General features: G+C 72.3%; 17 protein-coding genes and 2 pseudogenes. 7 read left to right on the top strand and 12 right to left on the bottom strand.

Annotated elements, in window-relative coordinates; genetic code table 11:
• Positions 1 to 30: 30 nt before the first annotated feature.
• Positions 31 to 720 carry a FadR/GntR family transcriptional regulator gene (locus ACO1BR_RS12395; RefSeq protein ID WP_426795104.1) on the bottom strand — a complete coding sequence of 230 codons (690 nt, stop codon included), beginning with the start codon at positions 718 to 720 and terminating at the stop codon, positions 31 to 33.
• Between the two features lie 509 nt (positions 721 to 1229).
• Here ACO1BR_RS12395 and ACO1BR_RS12390 point away from each other — a divergent pair.
• The 5 genes and pseudogenes from ACO1BR_RS12390 to ACO1BR_RS12370 all read left to right on the top strand — a co-directional run bounded on the left by ACO1BR_RS12390 (position 1230) and on the right by ACO1BR_RS12370 (position 5200).
• The gene (locus ACO1BR_RS12390; protein ID WP_426795103.1) at positions 1230 to 2030 is read left to right on the top strand and encodes an ABC transporter ATP-binding protein; all 801 of its coding nucleotides are present in this window, start codon (positions 1230 to 1232) and stop codon (positions 2028 to 2030) included.
• Positions 2031 to 2118: 88 nt separating this feature from the next.
• Positions 2119 to 3348 (top strand): MFS transporter, encoded by a 1230-nt coding sequence (locus ACO1BR_RS12385; RefSeq protein WP_426795102.1) that lies wholly within the window; start codon positions 2119 to 2121, stop codon positions 3346 to 3348.
• 84 nt (positions 3349 to 3432) lie between these two features.
• Positions 3433 to 3680, top strand: a pseudogene (locus ACO1BR_RS12380) (NAD(P)-binding domain-containing protein); the annotation flags it as partial.
• Positions 3681 to 3795: 115 nt separating this feature from the next.
• The gene (locus tag ACO1BR_RS12375) at positions 3796 to 4101 is read left to right on the top strand and encodes a hypothetical protein (protein WP_426795101.1); all 306 of its coding nucleotides are present in this window, start codon (positions 3796 to 3798) and stop codon (positions 4099 to 4101) included.
• 40 nt (positions 4102 to 4141) lie between these two features.
• A complete protein-coding gene (locus tag ACO1BR_RS12370) occupies positions 4142 to 5200 on the top strand; it encodes a threonine aldolase family protein (RefSeq protein ID WP_426795100.1) in 1059 nt (352 codons plus the stop codon).
• 190 nt (positions 5201 to 5390) lie between these two features.
• Here the strand turns inward: ACO1BR_RS12370 and ACO1BR_RS12365 are convergent, their stop codons facing one another.
• Complete coding sequence (locus ACO1BR_RS12365) at positions 5391 to 5600, bottom strand: MbtH family protein (protein ID WP_426795099.1); 210 nt, start codon at positions 5598 to 5600, stop codon at positions 5391 to 5393.
• A gap of 31 nt (positions 5601 to 5631) precedes the next feature.
• Complete coding sequence (locus ACO1BR_RS12360) at positions 5632 to 6849, bottom strand: MDR family MFS transporter (RefSeq protein ID WP_426795098.1); 1218 nt, start codon at positions 6847 to 6849, stop codon at positions 5632 to 5634.
• A 355-nt stretch (positions 6850 to 7204) separates the two neighbouring features.
• On the opposite strand from ACO1BR_RS12360, the pseudogene ACO1BR_RS12355 reads away from it, so the two are divergent.
• Positions 7205 to 7708, top strand: a pseudogene (locus tag ACO1BR_RS12355) (NlpC/P60 family protein); the annotation flags it as partial.
• Between the two features lie 83 nt (positions 7709 to 7791).
• Here ACO1BR_RS12355 and ACO1BR_RS12350 read toward each other — a convergent pair.
• The 6 genes from ACO1BR_RS12350 to ACO1BR_RS12325 form a co-directional block, all read right to left on the bottom strand.
• The gene (locus tag ACO1BR_RS12350) at positions 7792 to 10440 is read right to left on the bottom strand and encodes an acyl-CoA reductase (RefSeq protein ID WP_426795097.1); all 2649 of its coding nucleotides are present in this window, start codon (positions 10438 to 10440) and stop codon (positions 7792 to 7794) included.
• Positions 10437 to 11603 carry an acyl-protein synthase gene (locus ACO1BR_RS12345; RefSeq protein WP_426795096.1) on the bottom strand — a complete coding sequence of 389 codons (1167 nt, stop codon included), beginning with the start codon at positions 11601 to 11603 and terminating at the stop codon, positions 10437 to 10439. The genes ACO1BR_RS12350 and ACO1BR_RS12345 overlap by 4 nt, the downstream gene beginning before the upstream one ends.
• Complete coding sequence (locus ACO1BR_RS12340) at positions 11600 to 12805, bottom strand: GNAT family N-acetyltransferase (protein WP_426795095.1); 1206 nt, start codon at positions 12803 to 12805, stop codon at positions 11600 to 11602. Before ACO1BR_RS12340 ends, ACO1BR_RS12345 begins: the two co-directional genes overlap by 4 nt.
• The gene (locus tag ACO1BR_RS12335; RefSeq protein WP_426795094.1) at positions 12802 to 14118 is read right to left on the bottom strand and encodes an MFS transporter; all 1317 of its coding nucleotides are present in this window, start codon (positions 14116 to 14118) and stop codon (positions 12802 to 12804) included. The genes ACO1BR_RS12340 and ACO1BR_RS12335 overlap by 4 nt, the downstream gene beginning before the upstream one ends.
• Positions 14115 to 15398, bottom strand: a complete 1284-nt coding sequence (locus ACO1BR_RS12330; protein WP_426795093.1) for a phenylacetate--CoA ligase family protein — start codon at positions 15396 to 15398, stop codon at positions 14115 to 14117. The genes ACO1BR_RS12335 and ACO1BR_RS12330 overlap by 4 nt, the downstream gene beginning before the upstream one ends.
• Before the next feature lie 385 nt (positions 15399 to 15783).
• Entirely contained in the window at positions 15784 to 16560 is a 777-nt protein-coding gene (locus ACO1BR_RS12325) for an SDR family NAD(P)-dependent oxidoreductase (protein ID WP_426795092.1), read from the bottom strand.
• 189 nt (positions 16561 to 16749) lie between these two features.
• Here ACO1BR_RS12325 and ACO1BR_RS12320 point away from each other — a divergent pair, with 189 nt between their 5' ends.
• Positions 16750 to 17274, top strand: a complete 525-nt coding sequence (locus tag ACO1BR_RS12320; protein ID WP_426795091.1) for an HAD domain-containing protein — start codon at positions 16750 to 16752, stop codon at positions 17272 to 17274.
• A gap of 67 nt (positions 17275 to 17341) precedes the next feature.
• Here ACO1BR_RS12320 and ACO1BR_RS12315 read toward each other — a convergent pair whose 3' ends face one another.
• The 3 genes from ACO1BR_RS12315 to ACO1BR_RS12305 all read right to left on the bottom strand — a co-directional run.
• Positions 17342 to 18115: an HAD family hydrolase gene (locus tag ACO1BR_RS12315; protein WP_426795090.1), complete on the bottom strand. Its 774-nt coding sequence runs from the start codon at positions 18113 to 18115 to the stop codon at positions 17342 to 17344.
• A gap of 32 nt (positions 18116 to 18147) precedes the next feature.
• Positions 18148 to 19083, bottom strand: coding sequence for a M56 family metallopeptidase (locus tag ACO1BR_RS12310; protein WP_426795089.1), 936 nt, complete (start codon positions 19081 to 19083; stop codon positions 18148 to 18150).
• Positions 19084 to 19239: 156 nt separating this feature from the next.
• A partial coding sequence (locus ACO1BR_RS12305; RefSeq protein WP_426795088.1) for a DUF5134 domain-containing protein occupies positions 19240 to 19800 on the bottom strand: 561 nt, incomplete at its 5' end.

The following is a 19800-nucleotide window of genomic DNA, read 5'->3' as shown; positions in this document are numbered from 1 at the left end:
GTTGACGCGCCGTCCCGCCTCCGCCGCGATTCACAGGCGGTGGAGGCGGGTGAGGGTCTGTTCCAGCTCGGTCTGGAGAACGCTGCTGGCGGTGTCGGCGTCACCGCGCTCGATGGCCCGCACCAGGGCGTCATGGGCTTCGTCCCCGTGATTCGGCTCGTGGACCCGCAGGGCGAGAATGTCCAGCAGATCGATCAGCCCCTGTCGCAGCGCGGGGGTGAACTCGACGAACAGGTCGGTCAGGACGGGGTTGTGCGCTCCGGCGACCACCGCCCCGTGCAGCGCGATGTCCGCATCGACGAAGGCCGCGTCGTCGCCGTCGGCCGCGGCGCGGCGGGCCTCCAAGGCCGCCCGCATGGCGGCGAGATCGACTTTGGTGCGCCGCTGTGCGGACAGGCGCGCGGCCTGCACCTCGATCAGCATGCGGACCTCGTAGACATCGGTGACCGCGGCATGCCGCAGCCGGGTGGCCCAGTCCTCCTCGGGCTCCGTGGCGATGACGAAGACGCCGGCACCCTGACGGGCCTTCAGCAGACCGGCGCCGGCCAGGGCGCGCAAGGCTTCGCGCACGGTGGAGCGGCCCACACCGAGGGCCTTGGCCAGGGCGGTCTCGGCCGGGAGCTTGGTCCCGACCGGCCACTGCCCCTGGGAGATCTGGTCGCGAAGGTGCTGGGTGGCCTGCTCGATCAGAGGGCTGGGGCGGAGGGCATCGAGCGGCATCCGCAATCACCTCTCAGGTTGTCTGATGATTTCTGGTGAGTGTACTCGGCGTGAGCCGAGGCGAGGTGAAGCGGGAGCCGGCCGCGCGAGCCCTGTGGAAGCCTTTCGCTCGGACCCCCAACGGCCTGTGGAGCAAAGGCAGTCGCACCAGGCGATTGACGGTACGACACCTGCCGGCACTCGGACTCCCGTTCCTCAGCCCCTCAGGTTGTCTGAGGAGTTGATTGCGGCTAGCGTACGCGGCGTGTTGCTGCGCGTGCCGCTCCTTCTCGGCTGCCGCTGTGGGGTCTGACACGACCGGCACCCCGCAGCGGGGTATCAGGCTGTGCTGGTCGTCCAACGGCCGACCGAGAGAAGTTCTCCCACGTGGCGTGCTGTGAAACCCCGACGTTCCCCACATCGCGCACCCCGTCCGGTGATGTTCCGGCGGATGCGCCGAGGCGGGATCTTCCGGCCGCCTCGGTTCACGCCGTCATGGCCGCCGTCAACCGCCCCGAACGGAGCTGACCGTGAACACGACTGCCGTCCTCCACGCGAACAACGTGGACCTCGTCCGCGACGGTGATCCTCTCCTGCAGGAGATCTCGCTGACCGTACGGCCCGGAGAGCACTGGGCGCTGCTCGGTGCCAACGGCGCGGGCAAGAGCAGCCTGCTCAGCCTCTTGGGAGCACTCGCGCATCCCACCCGGGGTACCGTCCAGGTCTTGGGCCACGAGCTGGGCCGGGTGGACATGCGCCAGCTCCGCTCCTACGTCGGCCACGTGGACCCGCGGCATCCGCTGCGCTCGCCCCTGAAGGTCCAGGACGTCGTGCTGACCGGGCTGACCAACACCATCGAACGCGTTCCCCGCTGGAGCCCGACGGACGAGCACGTGGCGATGGCGGACCGCCTCATCGGTCTGCTCGGACTCAGCGACCGCCGCGCGGCACGGTGGCCGACCCTGTCCCAGGGCGAACGGGGTCGGACGCTGATCGCGCGGGCGCTGATGCCCAGTCCGCGGCTGCTGCTGCTCGACGAACCGGCAACGGGACTGGATGTCGCGGGCCGGGAGCAGCTGATCGAACGGATCGACACGCTCCAGCACACCTACCCGGAGCTGGCATCGGTCCTGGTCACCCATCACTTGGAGGAGCTTCCTCCCGGTACGACGCATGTGCTGCTGCTGCGCGACGGGCGCTGCCTGGCCTCCGGGCCGGCCGATGAGGTCCTGACCAGCGACCAGATCAGCAAGTGCTTCGACCACCCGATTCGCCTCACGCGCACCGACGGGCGGTGGAGCGTGCGCACACACCGCCCGACCGGACCGTAGATCCCGCGAACCCGAAGAACCCCGAACCACCCGGCACCACCCCGTAGAACCGCGAAGCCCCACGGAGAAAGTGAGCGGACGTTTCCGCATGAAAAAAGGACAACTCGGCTTCCTGGCCGGTACACACATGGTCAACGACCTCTATCAGGGCGCGATCCCCGCGATGCTGCCGTTCCTGATGTCCGAGCGTCACTACAGCTACGCGGCGGTCTCCGGCCTGGCGTTCGCGGCGAGCGGCATATCCAGCCTGTTCCAGCCGCTGTTCGGTGCGCTCTCCGACCGCAAGCCACGGTCCTGGCTGGTGCCGACCGGGTTCTGCACCGCGGCCTTCGGCGTGGCCGCGGCGGGGCTGTCCGGGAACTACCTGGTCACCTGGCTATGTGTGGCGCTGGCGGGGATCGGCATCGCGGCGTACCACCCGCCCGCGACCAGTCAGGCCCGGGCCGCCGGCGGTTCCTCGCAGAAGGCCATGAGCGTCTTCTCCGTCGGCGGAACGGTCGGCGGCGCTCTCGCTCCGACGCTGATCACCCTCGTCATCGGGGCGGCGGGGTTCGCCGGAAGCTATCTGCTGGTGATCCCCGCCCTGGTCATGGCCGTCCTGTGGGGCCTCAAGGGGCCCTGGATGCGTGCGCGGGGCCACATGGCGGCGGCTCCGCTGGTCACCGGCGCATCGGCCAGGACAGGGACCGGCGGTACGGGACGGGCGGACGACTGGCGATCCTTCGCCCGCCTGGTAGCCGTCATCGTCGGATGGTCCATCCCGTACGTCACGGTCACGTCGATGGTGTCGCTGCACGCGCAGCGCGATCTGGGCCAGTCCACGGCCGCGGGCGCCGCCGTGCTCAGCACCTACACCGCGGCGGGTGCGGTCGGTACGTTGCTGGGCGGCTGGGTGGGTGACCGCCACGGCCGCATGACCTCGGTGCGGGTCGGCTACCTCGTGGCGCTGCCCGCCCTGCTGGGTATCGCCTGGGCCCCGGCGTACCCGGTCCTGGTGCTGAGTGCGGCGGTGTTCGGCGTGGCGATGTTCCTGCCGTTCGCCGCGCAAGTCACCCTCGCCCAGGACTATTTGCCCCATCGTCCGGGTACGGCGAGCGGACTGACCCTGGGGCTGGCGATGGCAGCCGGCGGCCTGTGCTCTCCCGCGTTCGGATGGCTGGCCGATTCCAGTGGCCTGCCCGCTGTCTTCTACGCACTGCTCGCCGTCTTCGTCGTGCCCGTGGTCATGGCCGTCCGGCTCCCCGACCGCACCCCGAGCGCGCCCGACCCGCAATCCCCGCCACTGGCCGAAGCGGCACCCACCCACAAGGCGCAGTAGGGCAGACACATTCATCGGCAGGAAGACGACAAGCCCCCCCGCACCGACGGCTGCGGGGCGTACACCACTGCGAAGGAGTGCTGTGTCGTCATCACCATGCTTCCGCATTCCCCCAGGTCGAGGAGGTCGCCTACGGCCCGGACGGAATTCTGGCCCATGCCCGGCCGGGAACCCTGTTGATCGACATGTCCACCATCGCCCCACAGACCTCGATCGCGCCGGCCGGCCAGGCCGCCGAGCGGGGAATCCATGTCCTGGACGCTCCGGTCGCGGGCGGCGAAGCGTGCCCCGTCGACGGCACACTGTCGATCACGGTCGGCGGAGAGGCCGCCGGGACGCCTTCCTGACGCGGGACTACACCCCCAGCTTCACGATGGCCCTCCATTACCCTGGGCGCTGGGGGCGTCCTGCCTGGTCTTCGCGCTGAGCGCGGGGAACGGCGGGCTCGTGGACAGCGCGGTGCTGATCGGCGGTGCACTGATCCTGGTCCTGGGCGAGCTGTCCCAGGCATCGGCGGCGTGGGGGCTGTCGTTCGGCCTGGCCCCGCAGGGCCGGCACGGGGAGTACCAGGCGGTGTTCTCACTCGGGCGCGGTCTCCAGCAGTTCGCCGGGCCCTGGCTGATGACGTCGCTCGTCGTCGGCGCCGCCCCGACCGGCTGGGTGGTCCTCGCGGTGCTGTTCGCACTGCTGGGTCTGGCCGGACCGCCGCTGGTGCGGGGCCTGGAGAAGTCCCGGGCCCGGGCCCACTCCTGACACTGTGGAAACGTCGGACCGAAAGGACGAGCACAGCACGATGACGGTAGAGCGACGACACGACCCGGACGCACGCGGCTTCGCCAGCGACAACTACGCGGGCGTCCACCCCGAGGTGCTGGAGGCGATCGCCCTGGCCAACGGTGGCCACCAGATCAGCTACGGCGCCGATGTCTACACCGAGCGTCTGCAGAAGGTGATACACGGTCACTTCGGCCCGGCCGCCCGGACCTTCCCGGTCTTCAACGGCACGGGTGCGAACGTGGTCGCCCTCCAAGCCATGCTGGGCCGCTGGGAGGCCGTGGTCTGCGCCGACACCGCGCACATCCACGTGGACGAGTGCGGCGCGCCCGAGAAGGTCGCCGGTATCAAGCTACTGACCGTGCCCACCCGGGACGGCAAGCTCAGCCCCGAACTGATAGACCATCAGGCATGGGGCTTCGACGACGAGCACCGGGCCACCCCCAAGGTCGTCTCGATCGCCCAGTCCACAGAGGTGGGGACCTGCTACACCCCGGACGAGATCCGCGCCATCTGCGACCACGCCCACGGCCTGGGCATGCTGGTGCACCTGGACGGCGCTCGCCTCGCCAACGCGGCGGCCACCCTGGGGGTGTCGCTGCGGGAGATGACCACGGAAGCGGGCGTCGACGTGCTGTCGTACGGCGGCACCAAGAACGGCCTGCTCTTCGGCGAGTTGGTCACCGTCCTCAACGAGGCCGCGGTGCACGGGATCCCGCACATCCGCAAGTCCGCCATGCAGCTCGGGTCGAAGATGCGCTTCCTCTCCGTGCAGTTCGAGGCCCTGCTCGGCGGTGACCTGTGGCTGCGCTCCGCGGCCCATGCCAACGCGATGGCACAGCGCCTGTACGAGGCCGTGCGCGAGTTGCCGAGTCTGGAGATCCCGCGCCCGGTGCAGGCCAATCAGGTCTTCGCGATCCTCCCCGCGGACGCGACCGAGCGCCTCCAGAAGCGCTTCCGCTTCTACACCTGGAACGAGCGCGTCGGCGAGGTGCGCTGGATGACGTCGTTCGACACCACAGAGGCCGACGTGGATGCCTTCGCCGTGGCGATCAAGGAGGAGTTGACGGCGGGCTGAGCCACGGGCCCCACGGCACGGCACATGTCATCGGCTCCGACGGGGCTGCGGTACACCGCCGCGGAACATCCCCGCCGGCGGCCCTTGGCCCTCCGTGCCGCTGAGCGGCGGATATCCGTGAACGGGGCGTGCCCTTCACCGCACACGCCCCGTTCACGGCTTTCCCGGAGGGCGCGAAGCCGTCCCGGAGTTACGCGTTCATCGCCTGGACGAGGCTCGCCGGTCGCATGTCGGTCCAGACCCGCTCGACGTGGTCGAGGCAGTCCTGCCTCGTGGCGGGACCGTGTACCACGGTCCATCCGGCCGGTGTCTTTGCGAACACCGGCCACAACGAGTGCTGGCCTTCGTCATTGACCAGCACGCGGTACTGAGCGCTGTCGTCTTCGAAAGGGCTGCTCACCGTTCCGTCCTTCCTGGGATGAGTCGCATGATCACCGGATGGCGGCCATGGGTTCCTGGTGGCCCGGCACGTCACGTCGACGCACTCCGCGGCCGATCGCCAGCGCACCGATGGCGCACGCGGTGCCCACCAGCACGCAGCCCGTCCACACGGGCACGCCTCCGTAGTGGCCGAACATCCAGCCGCCGCCCAGGGGGCCGACCACCACCGCGAGCGCGTAGGCCATCCCGTACAGGCCCTGGTACCGGCCCTGGAGGTGATCGGGCGCCAGCTTGGAGGCGATGGCGTTGCCGGTGGGCATGGCTATCGCCTCACCGACCGTCCAGACCGCGATGGAGACGGCGAACAGTGCGGCGCTGTGGGCGAAGGCGGACAGTCCCATGCCCACGCCCAGGAGGAGCGCTCCGGCGGCGAGCAGGCGGCTGTCGTCATAGCGCTCGATCACCCGGGTGACCGGAGGCTGGATCACCACGACGAGTGCTCCGTTGACCGCGCTGACCAGTCCGTACACCAGGGGAGAGAGGCCGATGTCGCGCATGGCGATGGGCTGGGTCACCTGGAACTGCGCAAAGACCGCGACGACCCCGACCACGATGAACAGCAGTCCCACGAAGACCCGGTCCTTCAGCACGCTGCCCAGCCCCTGGTCCGCGGAGGTCTCGTCGGCCGACTCGCCGGACTCCTGAACCCGCCGGTGCTCCGGCACACGCCAGGCGATCAGCACGGCGCAGACCAGCGTGGTGATCGCGTCGCCGGTGAAGAGCCACACGTATCCGTGTTCCGCCATGACGCCGGCCAGGACGGGGGCGATGGCGAAGCCCAGGTTGACCGCCCAGTAGTGGATGGCGTACGCCCTCTTGCGGTCCTGTGTCGGCACCACGTCGGCGATGATCGCGGAGAAGACCGGGCCGGCCGCGTAGGAGGCGAAGCCCAGCACGAACGCGAGAACGGAGATGAGCGACGTCTCTTCCGCGAAACCCAGGCCGAGCATCGCGGCGGCGGCGACCAGCTGGGACACCAGCAGGGTCGGCCGTCGTCCCAACCGGTCCGCGGCCACCCCCGCGACCACCGTCGACACCACTCCGCCGGCCCCGTAGAGCGTGGCGACGAAGCCGACCTGCAAGGGGCTGAAGTGATGCTGACCGGTGAGGTAGTACGCGAAGAACGGAATGACGAACGAGCCGGCATGGTTGATCAGGCTGCCGACCCAGACCCACCAGTACGCGGCGGGAAAACCCCTCCACCTCACCGCAGAACCCGCCGATCAATCCCGGTTACGGATCTCATTGAGCCACCCCTTGTCCATGGTCGTCTTTCCAGGGCCGTCGGTGGACGGCCAGTTGTTCCTTGCGCCCCGGGGCCGCTCCGACACGGCCCGGAAGTGCGTCCAGGGCACATAGGCCGCGGGCATCATGTAGTCCGGCAGCATCACGACGCGTGGCGGCGCAACTCGGCCGCGACCGCGGGGCCTTCGAAGGACGTGGCCGGCACGTTCGTGTGGGACGCGGGTTCGCCCACCGCAACGGACGGCAGATATAGATCCGTCCGTCCGCTCACCGGCCCGCATCTTCAACGAGGCCGCGCACACCGCGACCCGGGTCGTCCTCGAACAGTCCGACTTCTTCGACCACTTGGGCATCCCTTACACCTTCCGCGACGGCACCACCAAGCAGCCTGAGGCGGTCCGCTGCCGTGACGTCGACTGCTCCGGCTTCATAGGGATGGTGTTCGGCTACCGGACCCGCTACCTGCTGGCCTCCGGCGACGGCAGAGGCGACGGCCTGCCCCGCACCACCAACGGCATGGGCCGCTCCCACCTCGGTGCCGAGGTCATCCCGCTGTCCGGTCCCGCCCCGTGGTACGAGCGCCCGCAGCACATCGACGTGCTCCAGCCCGGAGACCTGGTGTTCTTCACGATGGACCACCGCACGGGCGACCGCCTCGACCACGTCGGCCTGTACCTGGGCCCGGACACCGAAGGGCACAAGGTCTTCCTCTCCAGCCGCGAGGAGGTCAACGAACCGACCATCGACGACAAGGGCGGAGCGTCACGCCTCGACGGCAACGGGTTCCATGCCCGGTTGCCGCGCAACGCCAAGCGGGCCTGACGGTACGGCTGGTGGGTGGGGGAGGGGGGAGGCAGCGGCTCCCCGCCGCGGCCTCCCCCGACCCGTGCCGGTGTGCTGGGGCGTCAGGCGGTCGCTGCGCGGCGGTCGATGACGGTGCGCAGCTTGCCGCTGGTCGGGGTGCGTTCGAAGGCGCCGGTGGGGGCGGTCTCGACCGTGCAGGTCAGCAGCGCCTCCGTGCCGGCTGCCGCGCCGAGTTCGGGGATCCGGTCGAGCAGCGCCGTACGGGCCTCGTCCGGGTCCGGTGCGTAGCGGCTGTCCAGGCGGACGGTGAGGTGTTCGCGGTCGGCCTGTGAGGTCAGGACGAGCTGCATCTCGCCGCGGTAGCCGAGGTGTTCCTCGGCGACCTGGGTGAAGCGGCGGTAGTTGAAGTGGTAGCTGCCCATGCGGAACACATCGCCGTAGCGGCCGAGGAGTTCGATGCGGGGGGTGTGGCTGCCGCAGGGGCACACACCGTCGACGGCCCGGCCCAGGTCGCCGATCTCGTAGCGCTCCAGGCGCTGGCCGGCTCTGGTGCGGGTGGTGAAGACCAGCCGCCCGGGCTGCCCGGCGGGGACCGGGCGGTCCTGCTGCGGGTCGAGGATCTCCAGGGTGTGCAGGTCGGTCAGGACGTGGTGCACCGTGCCGCGGGCGTGGGTGCACTGGTAGCCGAGCGGGCCCAGGTCGGTGCTTCCGTACGCGGCGGAGCGGATGAGTTCCACGCCGAACGTCTCGGTGAGGATGCGGCGTTGCTCGCTCGTGAAGTGCTCGCCGCCGTAGAACACCTTGCGGATGCCGCCGTAGGAGCGCAGCCGCTCGCCCTGGGTGTGGAACAGCTGCCACAGGTACGACGGCATCCCGAAGAGGGTGTCGACCCGGTAGGTGACGAGGGCTTCCGCTATCGCCTCGTGGTCGGGGCCGGCGGCCATCGGGATCTGGGTGGCGCCGAGGCGTTCGAGGATGGAGAAGAAGCTGATGAAGCTGCCGTACATGCCGCCGCAGAAGAAGAGGTTGGCGGCGCGGTCGTGGGCCGGGTCGAAGCCCGCGGCGAGCAGGCCGTGCGCCGAGGCGCGCATCTGCGTGTCGTAGTCGTCGCAGGTGAAGACGGACAGCGCGGGGGCGCCGGTGGTCCCGCCGCTGCGGAAGTACAGCTGGGCGTGTTCCGGTGCGAGGGAGCGCAGTTGGTCCTGGGCCGCCGCCTTGTCCATGAGCGAGCCGGTGGGTGCGGCGGGCGGGGTGGCAGGGGCGATCAGGTCGTCGAGGCACGGAGTGGCGGCGAACTCCGCGCCGGTGGCCTGCACGCTGACCCGCCGGCTGTAGCGCTGGAGGGCGTAGACGCCGTCGTGGGGCTCGCCGTGGTAGCTGTCGAGCATGGCGCCGAGCGGGGTGACGCGCTGGACGCCCGCGGTGATCAGCGTCCGTGCCAGCGCGGCGATGTCGGTACGGCTGCCGCCCACGGAGGCGGTCTGGAGGTAGCGGCGCATCGGCCGCAGCGTCGCGGTGATCTCGCGGCGGGGCAGCGGTTTGATCCAGACGGTGCGGTGGAGGGGGGAGGCGGCGAGCGCCGGGCGGGTGTCGGCGAGGACCCGCCAGCTGCCGTCGCCGGCGGTGATGACCTTGGTCAGCCCTAGGTGCTGCTCGGCGCGGGCGACCATTTCGGTGGTGGTGATCTCGGCCTGCTCGGCTGCCTGAGCGCGGTCGGTTCTGTCGGTGACGCCCGCCGGTACGGGGAACTTCGCGGAGACCTCGTCCAGTACGGCGGCGAACTCCTCGGCGAAGGCGAAGAGTTCAGCGGAGGGGGAGGCCCCCGGGGTGCCGGCGTCGCCGGTCGTGGTGTCGTCGGACCCGGTCTCGTCGGCCCCGGTGTCGAGGTAGACGACCTGGGGGCTGGAGCACGCCTGCTGCTCGAACCGGCAGACGTCGGCGGCGAGCGCGGTCAGGGCGGCCCGGTCCGTCCAGGCGTCGCGGGCCAGATAGGCGAACGAGATCTTGTGGCCCCATTCGACGAGCCGGCACCCGGGGGGAACGAGGGAGGCGACGCCCTCCACGGCGCCCTCGCCGCCCCATACGGCCACCGCGTCCGCCGGCGCGCACATCAGCCGCATCAGGTCCTGGCGGCTGGAGGGGAACCGCAGCGCGACGATCCGGCGGCCGACCGCCCCGGTGGGGTCGGCGGCGGCGAGTTCGGCGAGCAGGTGCAGGGGGAGCGGGGTGTCGCCGCTGCTGGTCTTGAGGACGTTCACGTTGCCCGCGAGGAGGCCCTCCACGACGCTCAGCGGGGCGACCGCCGCGGCGTTGCCGGGCGCGATGTGGACGAGCAGGCCGACCGGTGCCCATGCCTCGTAGGTCGTCTCGCGCGCGTCGGGGCGGGTGAGCCTTTCGGGGCGCGGTCCGCCGAGTTCGCGGCGCACCTTGCGTTCGAGGGCCGGCCGGGCGAGGGCGTCGGCGATCTCGGCGAGGGTGGCGGCGGCTTCCTCGTGGCCGGTGGGCGGGACGCCGCGCCCCGCACCGGTCGCGTCCCCGGCGCCGGTCAGGTGGCCCATGAGCCGGGTGTGGACCGCGCCGTCCGGGGTGCGCAGGGCGCGGCTGAGCGTGTCGCAGGCCGCCAGGACCGTCTCGGTCGACAGCGGCTCCGCCAGGGCGCGGACAACCAGGGCGGGCAGCTCCGCGAGCCGGCCGGCCGCCTCGGCGCCGTCGATGAACGCGCCCTGCCAGAAGTGGAGTTCGGAGGTCATGCCATTCCCTTCAGGAGTTCCGCGGCGGCCACCGCGCAGCTGCGGTTGCGGCTCACCCCGGCGCGGCCGTGGATCGTGAACCACGGGGTGGTGAGGGGGCAGCCGCAGGCGTCCCCCGGGTGCAGTGAGGCCAGGTCGCCCATCACGACGCTCTGCGCCGGGACCGAGGTGATGTACGGGGAGACCAGGTGCAGGTAGCCCGGCTGTCCGTAGGGCAGCGGCTGGAGGGTGCGGGTGTCCCGTACGGCGGCACGGGACCAGACCGGTACGTGCAGGCGGTGGTGTGCGCACTCGATGTAGGGCACGCAGTGCTCGACGGAGCCGTAGGTGTCCCGGATCCGCTCCGGGGGGATGCCGAGCTGCCGGGTCACCTCGGCGGAGAAGTCCTCCTTGGCGATCTGCCGGTCGGCGTGGCCCTTCCAGCCGCCGCCGAGGACGACCAGCGAGCCTTCCGGGAGCTGGAGCGGCGGCAGGCCGGCGGCGCGCATCCGCTCCAGGGTGAAGTGCAGGAACGCCGGGAAGCCCAGGATCCGCACCGGCAGGCCGTCGTCGGCGTAGCGCCGGAGGGCGGCGATGCAGCCGTGCACGTCGAATTCATGGCCGCTGCCGGTGTGCCGCAGGGCGTGCGTGGTGTGCCGCGCGGGGGCGAAGTCGCACAGGTAGTTGTCGGTGAACGAGGTGCCCAGGCGTACCTCGGGGGCGGGCTCGTAGCTGTAGAGCAGGTAGTTGACGGGCTGGTCGGGGGTGATCCAGCCGTAGTGCTCGAAGATCCGGGCCACCATGCGCTGTGCGGAGCGGATGGTCCACCGGTCGTAGAACATCTGCGACTTCTGCCCGGTGGTCCCGGACGAGGTGAGGTGCAGGAAGACCTCGTCGCGCGGGACGGAGAGCACCTCGTGCCGCTTGAAGAAGTTGGCGTGCAGCAGCGGGGTGCGGGTCCGCTCGCCGACGGTGGGGGCCGGGGCCTCCGGGGTGTCGGCGAGGAGCGAGCGGTAGAGCGGGGAGCGTTCGGCGTGCCAGGCGTGGGACTCGGCCATCGCGGCGGCGAACAGGGCGTCCGTCTCAGGGCCGTTGGTGTAGGGCGACGGGATGTCGCACAGGCGCTGGACGGCGGCGAGGGCCACCGGGTCGGGGACCTCGACGGGAGCGAGATGCGGGTTCATCGGACAACCTCGTGGTGGGGCAGGTAGGTCGACGCCCAGGCGGTCAGGTACGCGCTCAGGTAGGGCTGGAGCAGCGGGCTGACGGCCGTGGTCCGGAAGTCGATCTGGCGGTCGGTACGGGACAGGACGACGTAGTCGTGGAAGCGGTCGCCGATCCGGCGCATGGCCGGGTAGCCCGCGCTGGGCACGAAACCGGCGGAGAGGAACGCGTGCAGCCCGGCGGTGTCGGACAGCGGCACCAGCGTCTCGACGTAGTCGGCGCCGGCCCGGCCGAGCGCGGCCATGACCGAATCGAGGGCCGCGGTGGCGGCCGACGCGGACGGCTGCACCGCGACCAGGGCGCAGCTGCCCGCCGCCGGGTCGAGGTCGGCGTAGATCTCGAACTCGCCGTCCGGCGGCGTCAGTACGGTGTTCGGGGTGCGCAGCGGGGAGTAGGCGCCCGCGGGGTCGGGGAAGCGTTCGTGGAAGCGGCGGCGGACGAAGCCGGGCGCGGTGATCACTTCCATCGGTGTACGGGTCTTGGTGTGCGGGGCCGCGGGAGGGGCCAGCAGCGCCCCCGGGGCCGTGCCGCCGCCGCTGGGGCTCAGCGGTGCGGCCGGCTCCGCGGTGGCGCGGGGGAGCTCCCCGCACGCGTACGAGATCCCGGTGCTCTCCTCGGCGGCGCCCAGCAGCGGCAGCAGCGCGCCGGGGACGGCGGCGACCGGCTCCCGGCGGTCGAGGACCCCGGGGGCGTAGCAGGCGAACAGGGCCAGGGTCTCGCAGCCGGACACGTCCGCGGCGTTGGGCAGCAGGCCGAGCGGCCGGTACCCGTTGCGGGCGACGACGCGCTGCGGGGCCTGGGTGACCATGCGGACGGTGGTGTGGACGGAATCCAGCGCACCGGTCGCGAAGGCGTCGGCGGTGACCGCACCGGTCAGCCGGCCCGCCAGCCCGTGCTGGCGGTGGCGCGGGTGGACCGCGAGGCCGACGAGCTTGCCGACGCGGTTGCCCCGGTCGGTCTGGACGACCACCGACCCGGCCAGTTCGCCGGTGTCGGTCCGGCGCGCGGTGAGCCAGTGGCAGTGCGGGTCGGTGATCAGGCGGTGCATCTCGGTGGGGTCGCTGCCCAGGGCCACCGGATAGCCGTGGCCGTACACGTCGAAGTACAACTGCCGGAGTTCGGCGATGTCCTGGGGCGCGGCCGGCAGGATCGTGGCGGTCATCGGGCGTCCTCCAGCGGCGCGGTGGTGGCGGCGGCACCGGGGGCCTCCGAGGGGGCGCCGGCGGAAGTGTCCGGCGGGCCCGCGGTACGCCTGCCGGACCACCACAGCGCCGCGGCGAGCGGGACCAGCCCGGCGGCCTGGAGGAGGCACAGGGTCCGCGGTGACAGGTGGTCGCCGAGCGCGCCGAAGACCAGTGAGGACAGCGGGAAGGTCGCGCCGAGCAGCGCCTGCATCATGGCGAAGAAGCCCGGCTTGTCCTCCGCCGGGACCAGCCGCTGGAACAGCGCGACGAACCGCACCCCGATGGCTCCCACGCACCAGCCCGCGACGACCAGGGCCGCGACGGCCGCGGTCCGGTCGGCGAGCAGGCCGGGCGTGCCGAGGGCCGCGGCCATCAGCGCCAGGCAGGCCCCGCCGAGCGTGGTGGCCGATCCCGGCAGCCGCGCGCCGGTGAACGAGCCGAGCAGTGTGCCGACGCCCAGGGCCGCTTCCAGCGCGGCCACGGTGGAACCGTTCGCGTGCAGCACGGACCGCGTGTACAGCGGCATGACAACGTAGATCGCGGTGGTGAAGAGGTTCGTCGCGGCGAAGCAGAGCAGCACCCGCCGGATGAACGGGTGGTCGGCCAGGATCTGACGGAGCGTCCGCCGGGGCGCCGCACCGTCGGACGGGGCGTCGGCGTCCCCCACCGCGGTCCCGCGCGGGAAGCGGGTGAGGGCCACCAGCGCGGCGGCGGCGAGGTACGCGCCGGCGCATCCGGAGACGATGCCGGTCAGGTCCCAGGCGTCCACGACGAGCGGTCCGAGCAGTCCGCCGGCCAGGCCGGCCAGGGACTGGGTGGCGAGCTCGAACCCGGTCGCGGCCTCGATGTCGGCGTCGTCGACGAGTTCGGGGACCGACGTGGTCAGGCACGGGTCGAAGAGGGCCTGGCAGCCGGCCAGCAGCAGCGCGGCCCCGTAGGCGACGACCGTCGGGGGCGAGGCGGCGTACGACCATCCGGCGGTGGCGGCGGCGACCAGCCCCGCCACGGCGGCGGCCGAACCGAGCACCGTGCGGTGCGGGCAGCGCGTGATGACGGTGGCCACCAGCGGGGCGAGCGCCACCGCGGGCAGCGTGCTCACCGCGAGGAACGCGCCCGACGCGAGGCCGCGACCGCCCTCGCCGCCGGCGGCCTGGCTGACCAGCCACCACACCACGCCGACCTGGAACATCCGGCCCGCGGCCTGGGTGAGCACCTGCGCGGCCCAGACGGCCCCGAAGGCCCGGTTGCGCAGCACGACCGGGAGGCGGCGCGGGGCCGCAACCGACGTCATGAGTGCGGCCGTTCGTCGATGACCCGCTTCAGCTTGCCGGTACGCGGGTTGACGGCCAGCTCGCCGTGCCGGACCCACTCCACGGTCAGCGGGTGGATACGGGCCGCCTCGACCTCCTCGGCGTACATCCGCCGGGCCGCGAGGATCTCCTTGGCGATGGCGCCGGCCAGATGCCCGAGCCCCGCCGCCTCCGCGTCGCCGCCGGCCGGATCCCCGTCGACGGCCAGCCGAAGGACCAGCCCGTCCCGGCCGTCCCAGCGGCGTACCACGAGCTGGATGCCGATCACCAGGCCGGTCGGGTCGGCGGCGCGCACCAGGTCGTGCACGTCCTGGGTGTAGAGGGACACCGCGCCGATGCGGACGCCTTCGTCGGCCCGGCCGAGGATCCGGAAGTGCCCGGCGGCGGTGTCGGTCCATTCGGCCCGGTCGCCCACGGGGTAGCGGATGACGGGCATCAGCCGCCGGCGCAGGTCGGTGACGACGACGCGGCCCGCGACGCCCTCGCGGGTGAGGGGCTCGCCGGTGTTCTCGTCGAGGATCTCGACGACGGTGTGCGGCGTGAACGCCCGGTGGACGCGGGGGTCGGTGCCCGGTACGGCCTGGCCGAGAAGCCCGGAGTCGACGCCGGCGTAGCCGATGGAGCGGGCCTGCGCCCGCGGGAACGCCTTGCGGAGCAGCGGCCGCTGGTCCTCGTACAGCCCCTCGCCGCCGAAGAACAGGATCCGCACGCCGGGAAGTTGGCGCCGGGACCGTACGAGATGGTCGGCGAGGGTGCAGAGCGTCGTTGTCGTGCCGGCGATCACATCGACGTCGAATTCCTCGAGCGTGTGCACCGTTGATTCGAGCGGTGCGGCGCCTCCTATCGGCAGCCGGACGTTGGCGACGGGGGCGCGGTGGAGGGAATCCAGGATGAAGGTGAAGCTTGCATAGAGTTCGCCGGCGTAGAAGAGGTCGGCGACCCGGTGGCCGGGGCGCAGCCCGGCCTCGACGAGTCCACCACCGAACGCGGAGGTGAATTCCCGCCATTCCTCACGGGTATAGACGGAGAACTTTGGGGAGCCGGTGGTGCCGCCGCTCTTGAAAACCACCGCCTCGTCGAGCGGTCCGGTCAAAAGACGGTTCTCGCGCGGGGTGTTGGCCCGCCAGAATGCGTCCTGGGGGACGACCGGCAGAGCGGTCAACTCGTCCACGCGGTCGGGGAGTCCCGCGTAGAGCTCCCGGTAGAACGGCGAGTTGCGCCGCACGAAGCGTATGAGTTCCGTTAATTGTTGAACGGGCATTGGTTTCCTGTTTTTTGGCATTCGGAAGCAACTGGCGCCACGGGGTGTGCGGCGCCAGTTCTTGGCGTGGTGTCAGCGGCGGGCCGCTCGGGAAATCCCGGTCGGGGCTTCTCCGGAGCGGCTTTCGATGGCGACCGCTTCGATCGGTGATGTTATGTCATGAACGATGTTCCGGGTGACGACCGACTCCGTCGTCAACGGGTTTTTTATACCAGACGCATTACAGTGGATGCCCCACGCATCCATCCGGTTCCTTTGGTCGTGGTGACGTACCTCACCAAGCGGCTTTAGTGCGCGTCGGCCGGGTGTCGTTGAATGGCCGAATGTCGAACACCGTTAACTGCAAAAAGAGTTCGCGACCTGCATAACCATGCGCCGGGGCGCGTCAGGTGACCGAGAAGCCGCCGTCCACGAACACCGTCTGGCCGGTCACGTACGCCGCACCCGGACCGGCCAGGAACACCGCGGCGCCCGCGAAATCGGCCGGCTCGCCGTTGCGTTGGGCCATCGTGCGGCCGGCCATCGCCGCGGCGCGCACCGGGTCGGCGAAGACCGCCTCGTTGAGCGGGGTGTGGACGAAGCCGGGCGCCAGGGCGTTGACGCTCACGCCGTGCCGGGACCACGCCTCCGCCTGGGAGCGGGTCAGGGCCGCGAGCCCCGCCTTGGAGACCCCGTACGCACCGCTGTTGCCGAACGCCCGGACCGACTGCTGGGAGGCGATGTGCAGGATCCGCCCCCAGCCGCGGTCCGCCATCCCGGGGCCGAAGCGCTGCCCGAGCAGGAACGCGGCATCCAGGTTGACGGCCATCGTGCGATCCCAGTCGGCGGTGCTCAACTCGCCCATCGGCGGGCGGGGGTTGACGCCGGCGGCATGGACCAGGATGTCGGGCTCCCCGAAGCGCCGCACCGCCTCCGCCGCGCCCTCCCGCAGCGCGTCCCGGTCGCCCAGGTCGGCGGCGACCCAGCCCACCGCGCAGCCCGCCGCCCGCAACTCCCCGGCGGCGGCGCGCAACGGACCTTCCCGGCGGGCCATCAGGACCACCTCGGCCCCGGCGCGGCCCAGGGCCTCGGCGATGGCCCGGCCGATCCCGGAACTGCCTCCGGTGACCAGGGCCCGGCGGCCGGTGAGGGAGAAGAGCGCGTCAAGATAGGCGGCGGACATGGGGAGTTGACCTCCTGCGGGGTACGGAACAGGGTGTGTCCGGGGCGGCTTGTGCCCCGACGATCACACACCCTGCCGGCGGCCGGAAGCCGCCGCGCGCCGGGCGGTCGGCGTCCCGGCGCCGGCGCGCGACGCCGATCGGGACCGGCGGAACACGTGCTTCCGCGCCCGGCGGGGCATCATCACGCGATGGAGCCCACGCTGCCGGTCCTCTTCCTGGACGTCGACGGACCGCTCAACCCGTGGATGGCGAAGCCGCACCGGCGTCCCGACGGGTACACCGCGCTGCGGATGCGTCCCACCGGCTGGGAGCCGCCGCGCCCGCCGCTGCGGGTATGGCTGAATCCGGACCACGGTCCGCTGCTGATGGGGCTGGGCTGCCGGCTGGTCTGGGCCACGACCTGGCAGGCGGAGGCGAACGCCTGGATAGCGCCGGTGCTGGGCCTGCCGGAACTGCCCGTGGTGCACTGGCCGCAGCTGCACCAGCGGGACCCGGAAGGCGTGCACTGGAAGACCCGGCACCTCGTCGACGTGGCGGCCGGGCGGCCGTTCGCCTGGGTGGACGACGAGATCGGTCGGCGGGACACGGCGTGGATCGCCCGCCACCACCCGGGCGCCGCCCTCCCCTACCGCGTCGATCCGGCCACCGGGCTGCGGCCGGACGACTTCGCGGCGCTGCGGGAGTGGGCGGCGGGGCAGACGGCGGGGGCGTAGCGCCCGTCCGCTGGGCCGTGGCCGGTCCCGTACGGCGCTCCCCGCCGCGCGGGTGCCCGCCCCCGCCTCAGCCGACCAGGTCCAGCACCGGCCGCAGACCGTCCGGGCGGCGGTCCACGGGCAGATGGTCCACCGGCAGGTAGGCGCAGCCCAGGGCCGTGGCGCCGCCGTCCGCGGTGCGGTCGTCGCCGACCATCAGGACGCCGGCGGGGGCGAGGCCCAGCTCCCGGCAGGCGAGGGCGAAGAGGGCCGGGTCGGGTTTCTGGCGGCCGTGTTCGTACGAGAGCACGCAGGCGTCCAGATAGCGGTCGAGGCCGTGGGCGCGCAGGACCGGGCGCAGGTCCCAGCCGATGTTGCTGACGACGCCGGTACGGATACCGCGGCGGTGCAGTTCCGCCAGCACCCCGGCGGCGTCGGGGTAGGGGATCCAGGCGTCCGGGGTGCGGTGGCGGTCGTACAGCGCGTCGTAGAGGGAGTCGGGCAACTCGGGCCGGGGGAGCGGGACCCGGCGGGCCAGCGCGGTGTAGAGCGCGCGGTGGCAACGGGCGTCGCGGTCCCGGACCTCCCACAGCGCGCGGAGCCCGGCGGGCAGCTCGGCCAGGGAGGGGGAGGCGCCACCGGGGAGGGCGCCGGCGCGCTCCAGTGCGGCGGCCAGCCGGGCGATCTCGGCGTCGTCCAGCACAGCGGCACCGGACGCACCGGCCGCACAGGACGCAGCCAGGGCCGCGCGCAGCCAGGACTCGGCCGACTCGATACGCAGCAGGGTGCCGGAGAAGTCGAAGAGCACACCCCGGATCCGGCCTGCGGTCCCGGGGGTGCCGTCGTCCTCGCTCGTCGTCATGGTCGCCATCCTCGCGGGTCGGCGGCGGTCGGTCAGGTCAGCGCGCGCAGGCCCGGCATGAACGTCACCAGCAGCGGGATCGCGGGGACCAGCAGCGCGCACGCGGTCATCCGCAGCCGCCGCGCCGGGGTGAAGCGGGCGGCCGGGGCCAGCAGCCGGTCGACCCGCTGCGGGACCTGCGCCTGCTGGTCCGGGCAGGGGCCGAACACCCCGCGGTCCTCGTTCAGTTGGACCAGGGCGAGCGCTATCGTGACCCGGCCGAACCGGCGTGAGGCGACATCGTCGGCGGCCATCTCGACCAGCCGGTGCACCTGGTCGCGGAAGGCGGCGAAGACCGGGATCTGCGGGAAGCCGACGGCCAGCGCCGACGCGCAGTGCAGCAGTACGTCGTGCCGGGCCCGGGCATGACCCTGCTCGTGAGCGATCAGCGCATCGAGCTGACGCCCCCTCAGGCGCTGCAACGCCGAGGTGGTGATGACCAGTTGGGGCGAGGAGTGGTGCAGCCACCAGGCGCCCGGGCGGCCGTCCTCCAGTACCACCAGTCGGCCGTCGCGGGGGCCCTCGCCGGGCAGCAGCGGCGAGCGCCGCAGCAGATCGGCCCGGCGCTGCCTGCGGCGGGCGCGGGCCGCCCCCACCTCGCGGGTCAGCGCGAACGCCGTCCACGCGCCGCCGCCCGCCAGCAGGACGGCCAGCACCCCGGCCCAGGGCCCGTACGTGTTGAGGGCGTACGCCTCGACGACCGCCCGCGGGGCCGGTCCGAACACCGGGCTGCGGACCTGCTCCCACGCGGCGGCGGCGGTCAGCGCCATGGCCAGCACACAGCACAGCAGGACTCCGGCGACCACGCACTGCCACACCCACAGGGCGAGTACCGGCTCGCGGTCGGGCCAGTCCGAACGGGCCATCAGCCGGGGCGCGGTGGCCGCGGCCAGCACGCCGAGAACCATCAGCGCGAGGGGGACCATCATGCCGTCACCCTATGAGCGGCCCGCTACCGGTTGGTACGGTCGCACCGAGGATGTGACGCACGCCACGCGTGGCGGAGGTGTCGCGCGTGGCCGATTCGGAGCGGTGCGGCCTCCACGGTCCGACGAGGACGGCATGCCCCGGCTCCGCCCGGGCGTTCACAGCGCCAGCAGCATGGCGAGCATGCCGATGCCCATGGCCACCTGGCAGGCCCGCAGCACGACGGGCGGTCCGGCCGCCGCTCCGGCCGCCGGACCGGTGGCCGTTCCGGCGGCCGTTCCGGCGGCCGGGACCAGCCGGATCCCGGCGGCGATCACGTACACCGTGTAGTACGCCAGCAGCATTCCGGTCAGCAGCGGCACCCCGGCCGGGGCCGCATGCGCCCCTCCGCTCATACCGTCCATGCCGCCCGCGCCCGCCATTCCGGCCATCCCGGCCATGCCGCCGGCGCCGTGCGTCCCGCTCATACCGGCCATCGCGAGCGCCATGTAGACCATCGCCGCCATGCCCACGGCATGGTGCAGATGGCGGCGGGCCAGCGCCCACAGCCCGGCCGGGCCGAAGACCGCGGTGAACAGCCAGGGCGACCACGCGGGCGGCGCCACGGCGGACGCGGGCAGCGCCATCACCGCCATGCCCACCGCCATCAGGCCCTCGCCGCGCGCCGTCCTGCGCACCGCGGCCGGACCGGTACGCATACGAGACAGGCAGTACGCGCC

It is taken from the genome of Streptomyces sp. YGL11-2 (assembly GCF_050054615.1).
Taxonomy (GTDB): Bacteria; Actinomycetota; Actinomycetes; order Streptomycetales; family Streptomycetaceae; genus Streptomyces.
The sequence above is the reverse complement of the archived record's forward strand: the minus strand, read 5'-3'. Positions and strand labels throughout refer to the sequence as shown.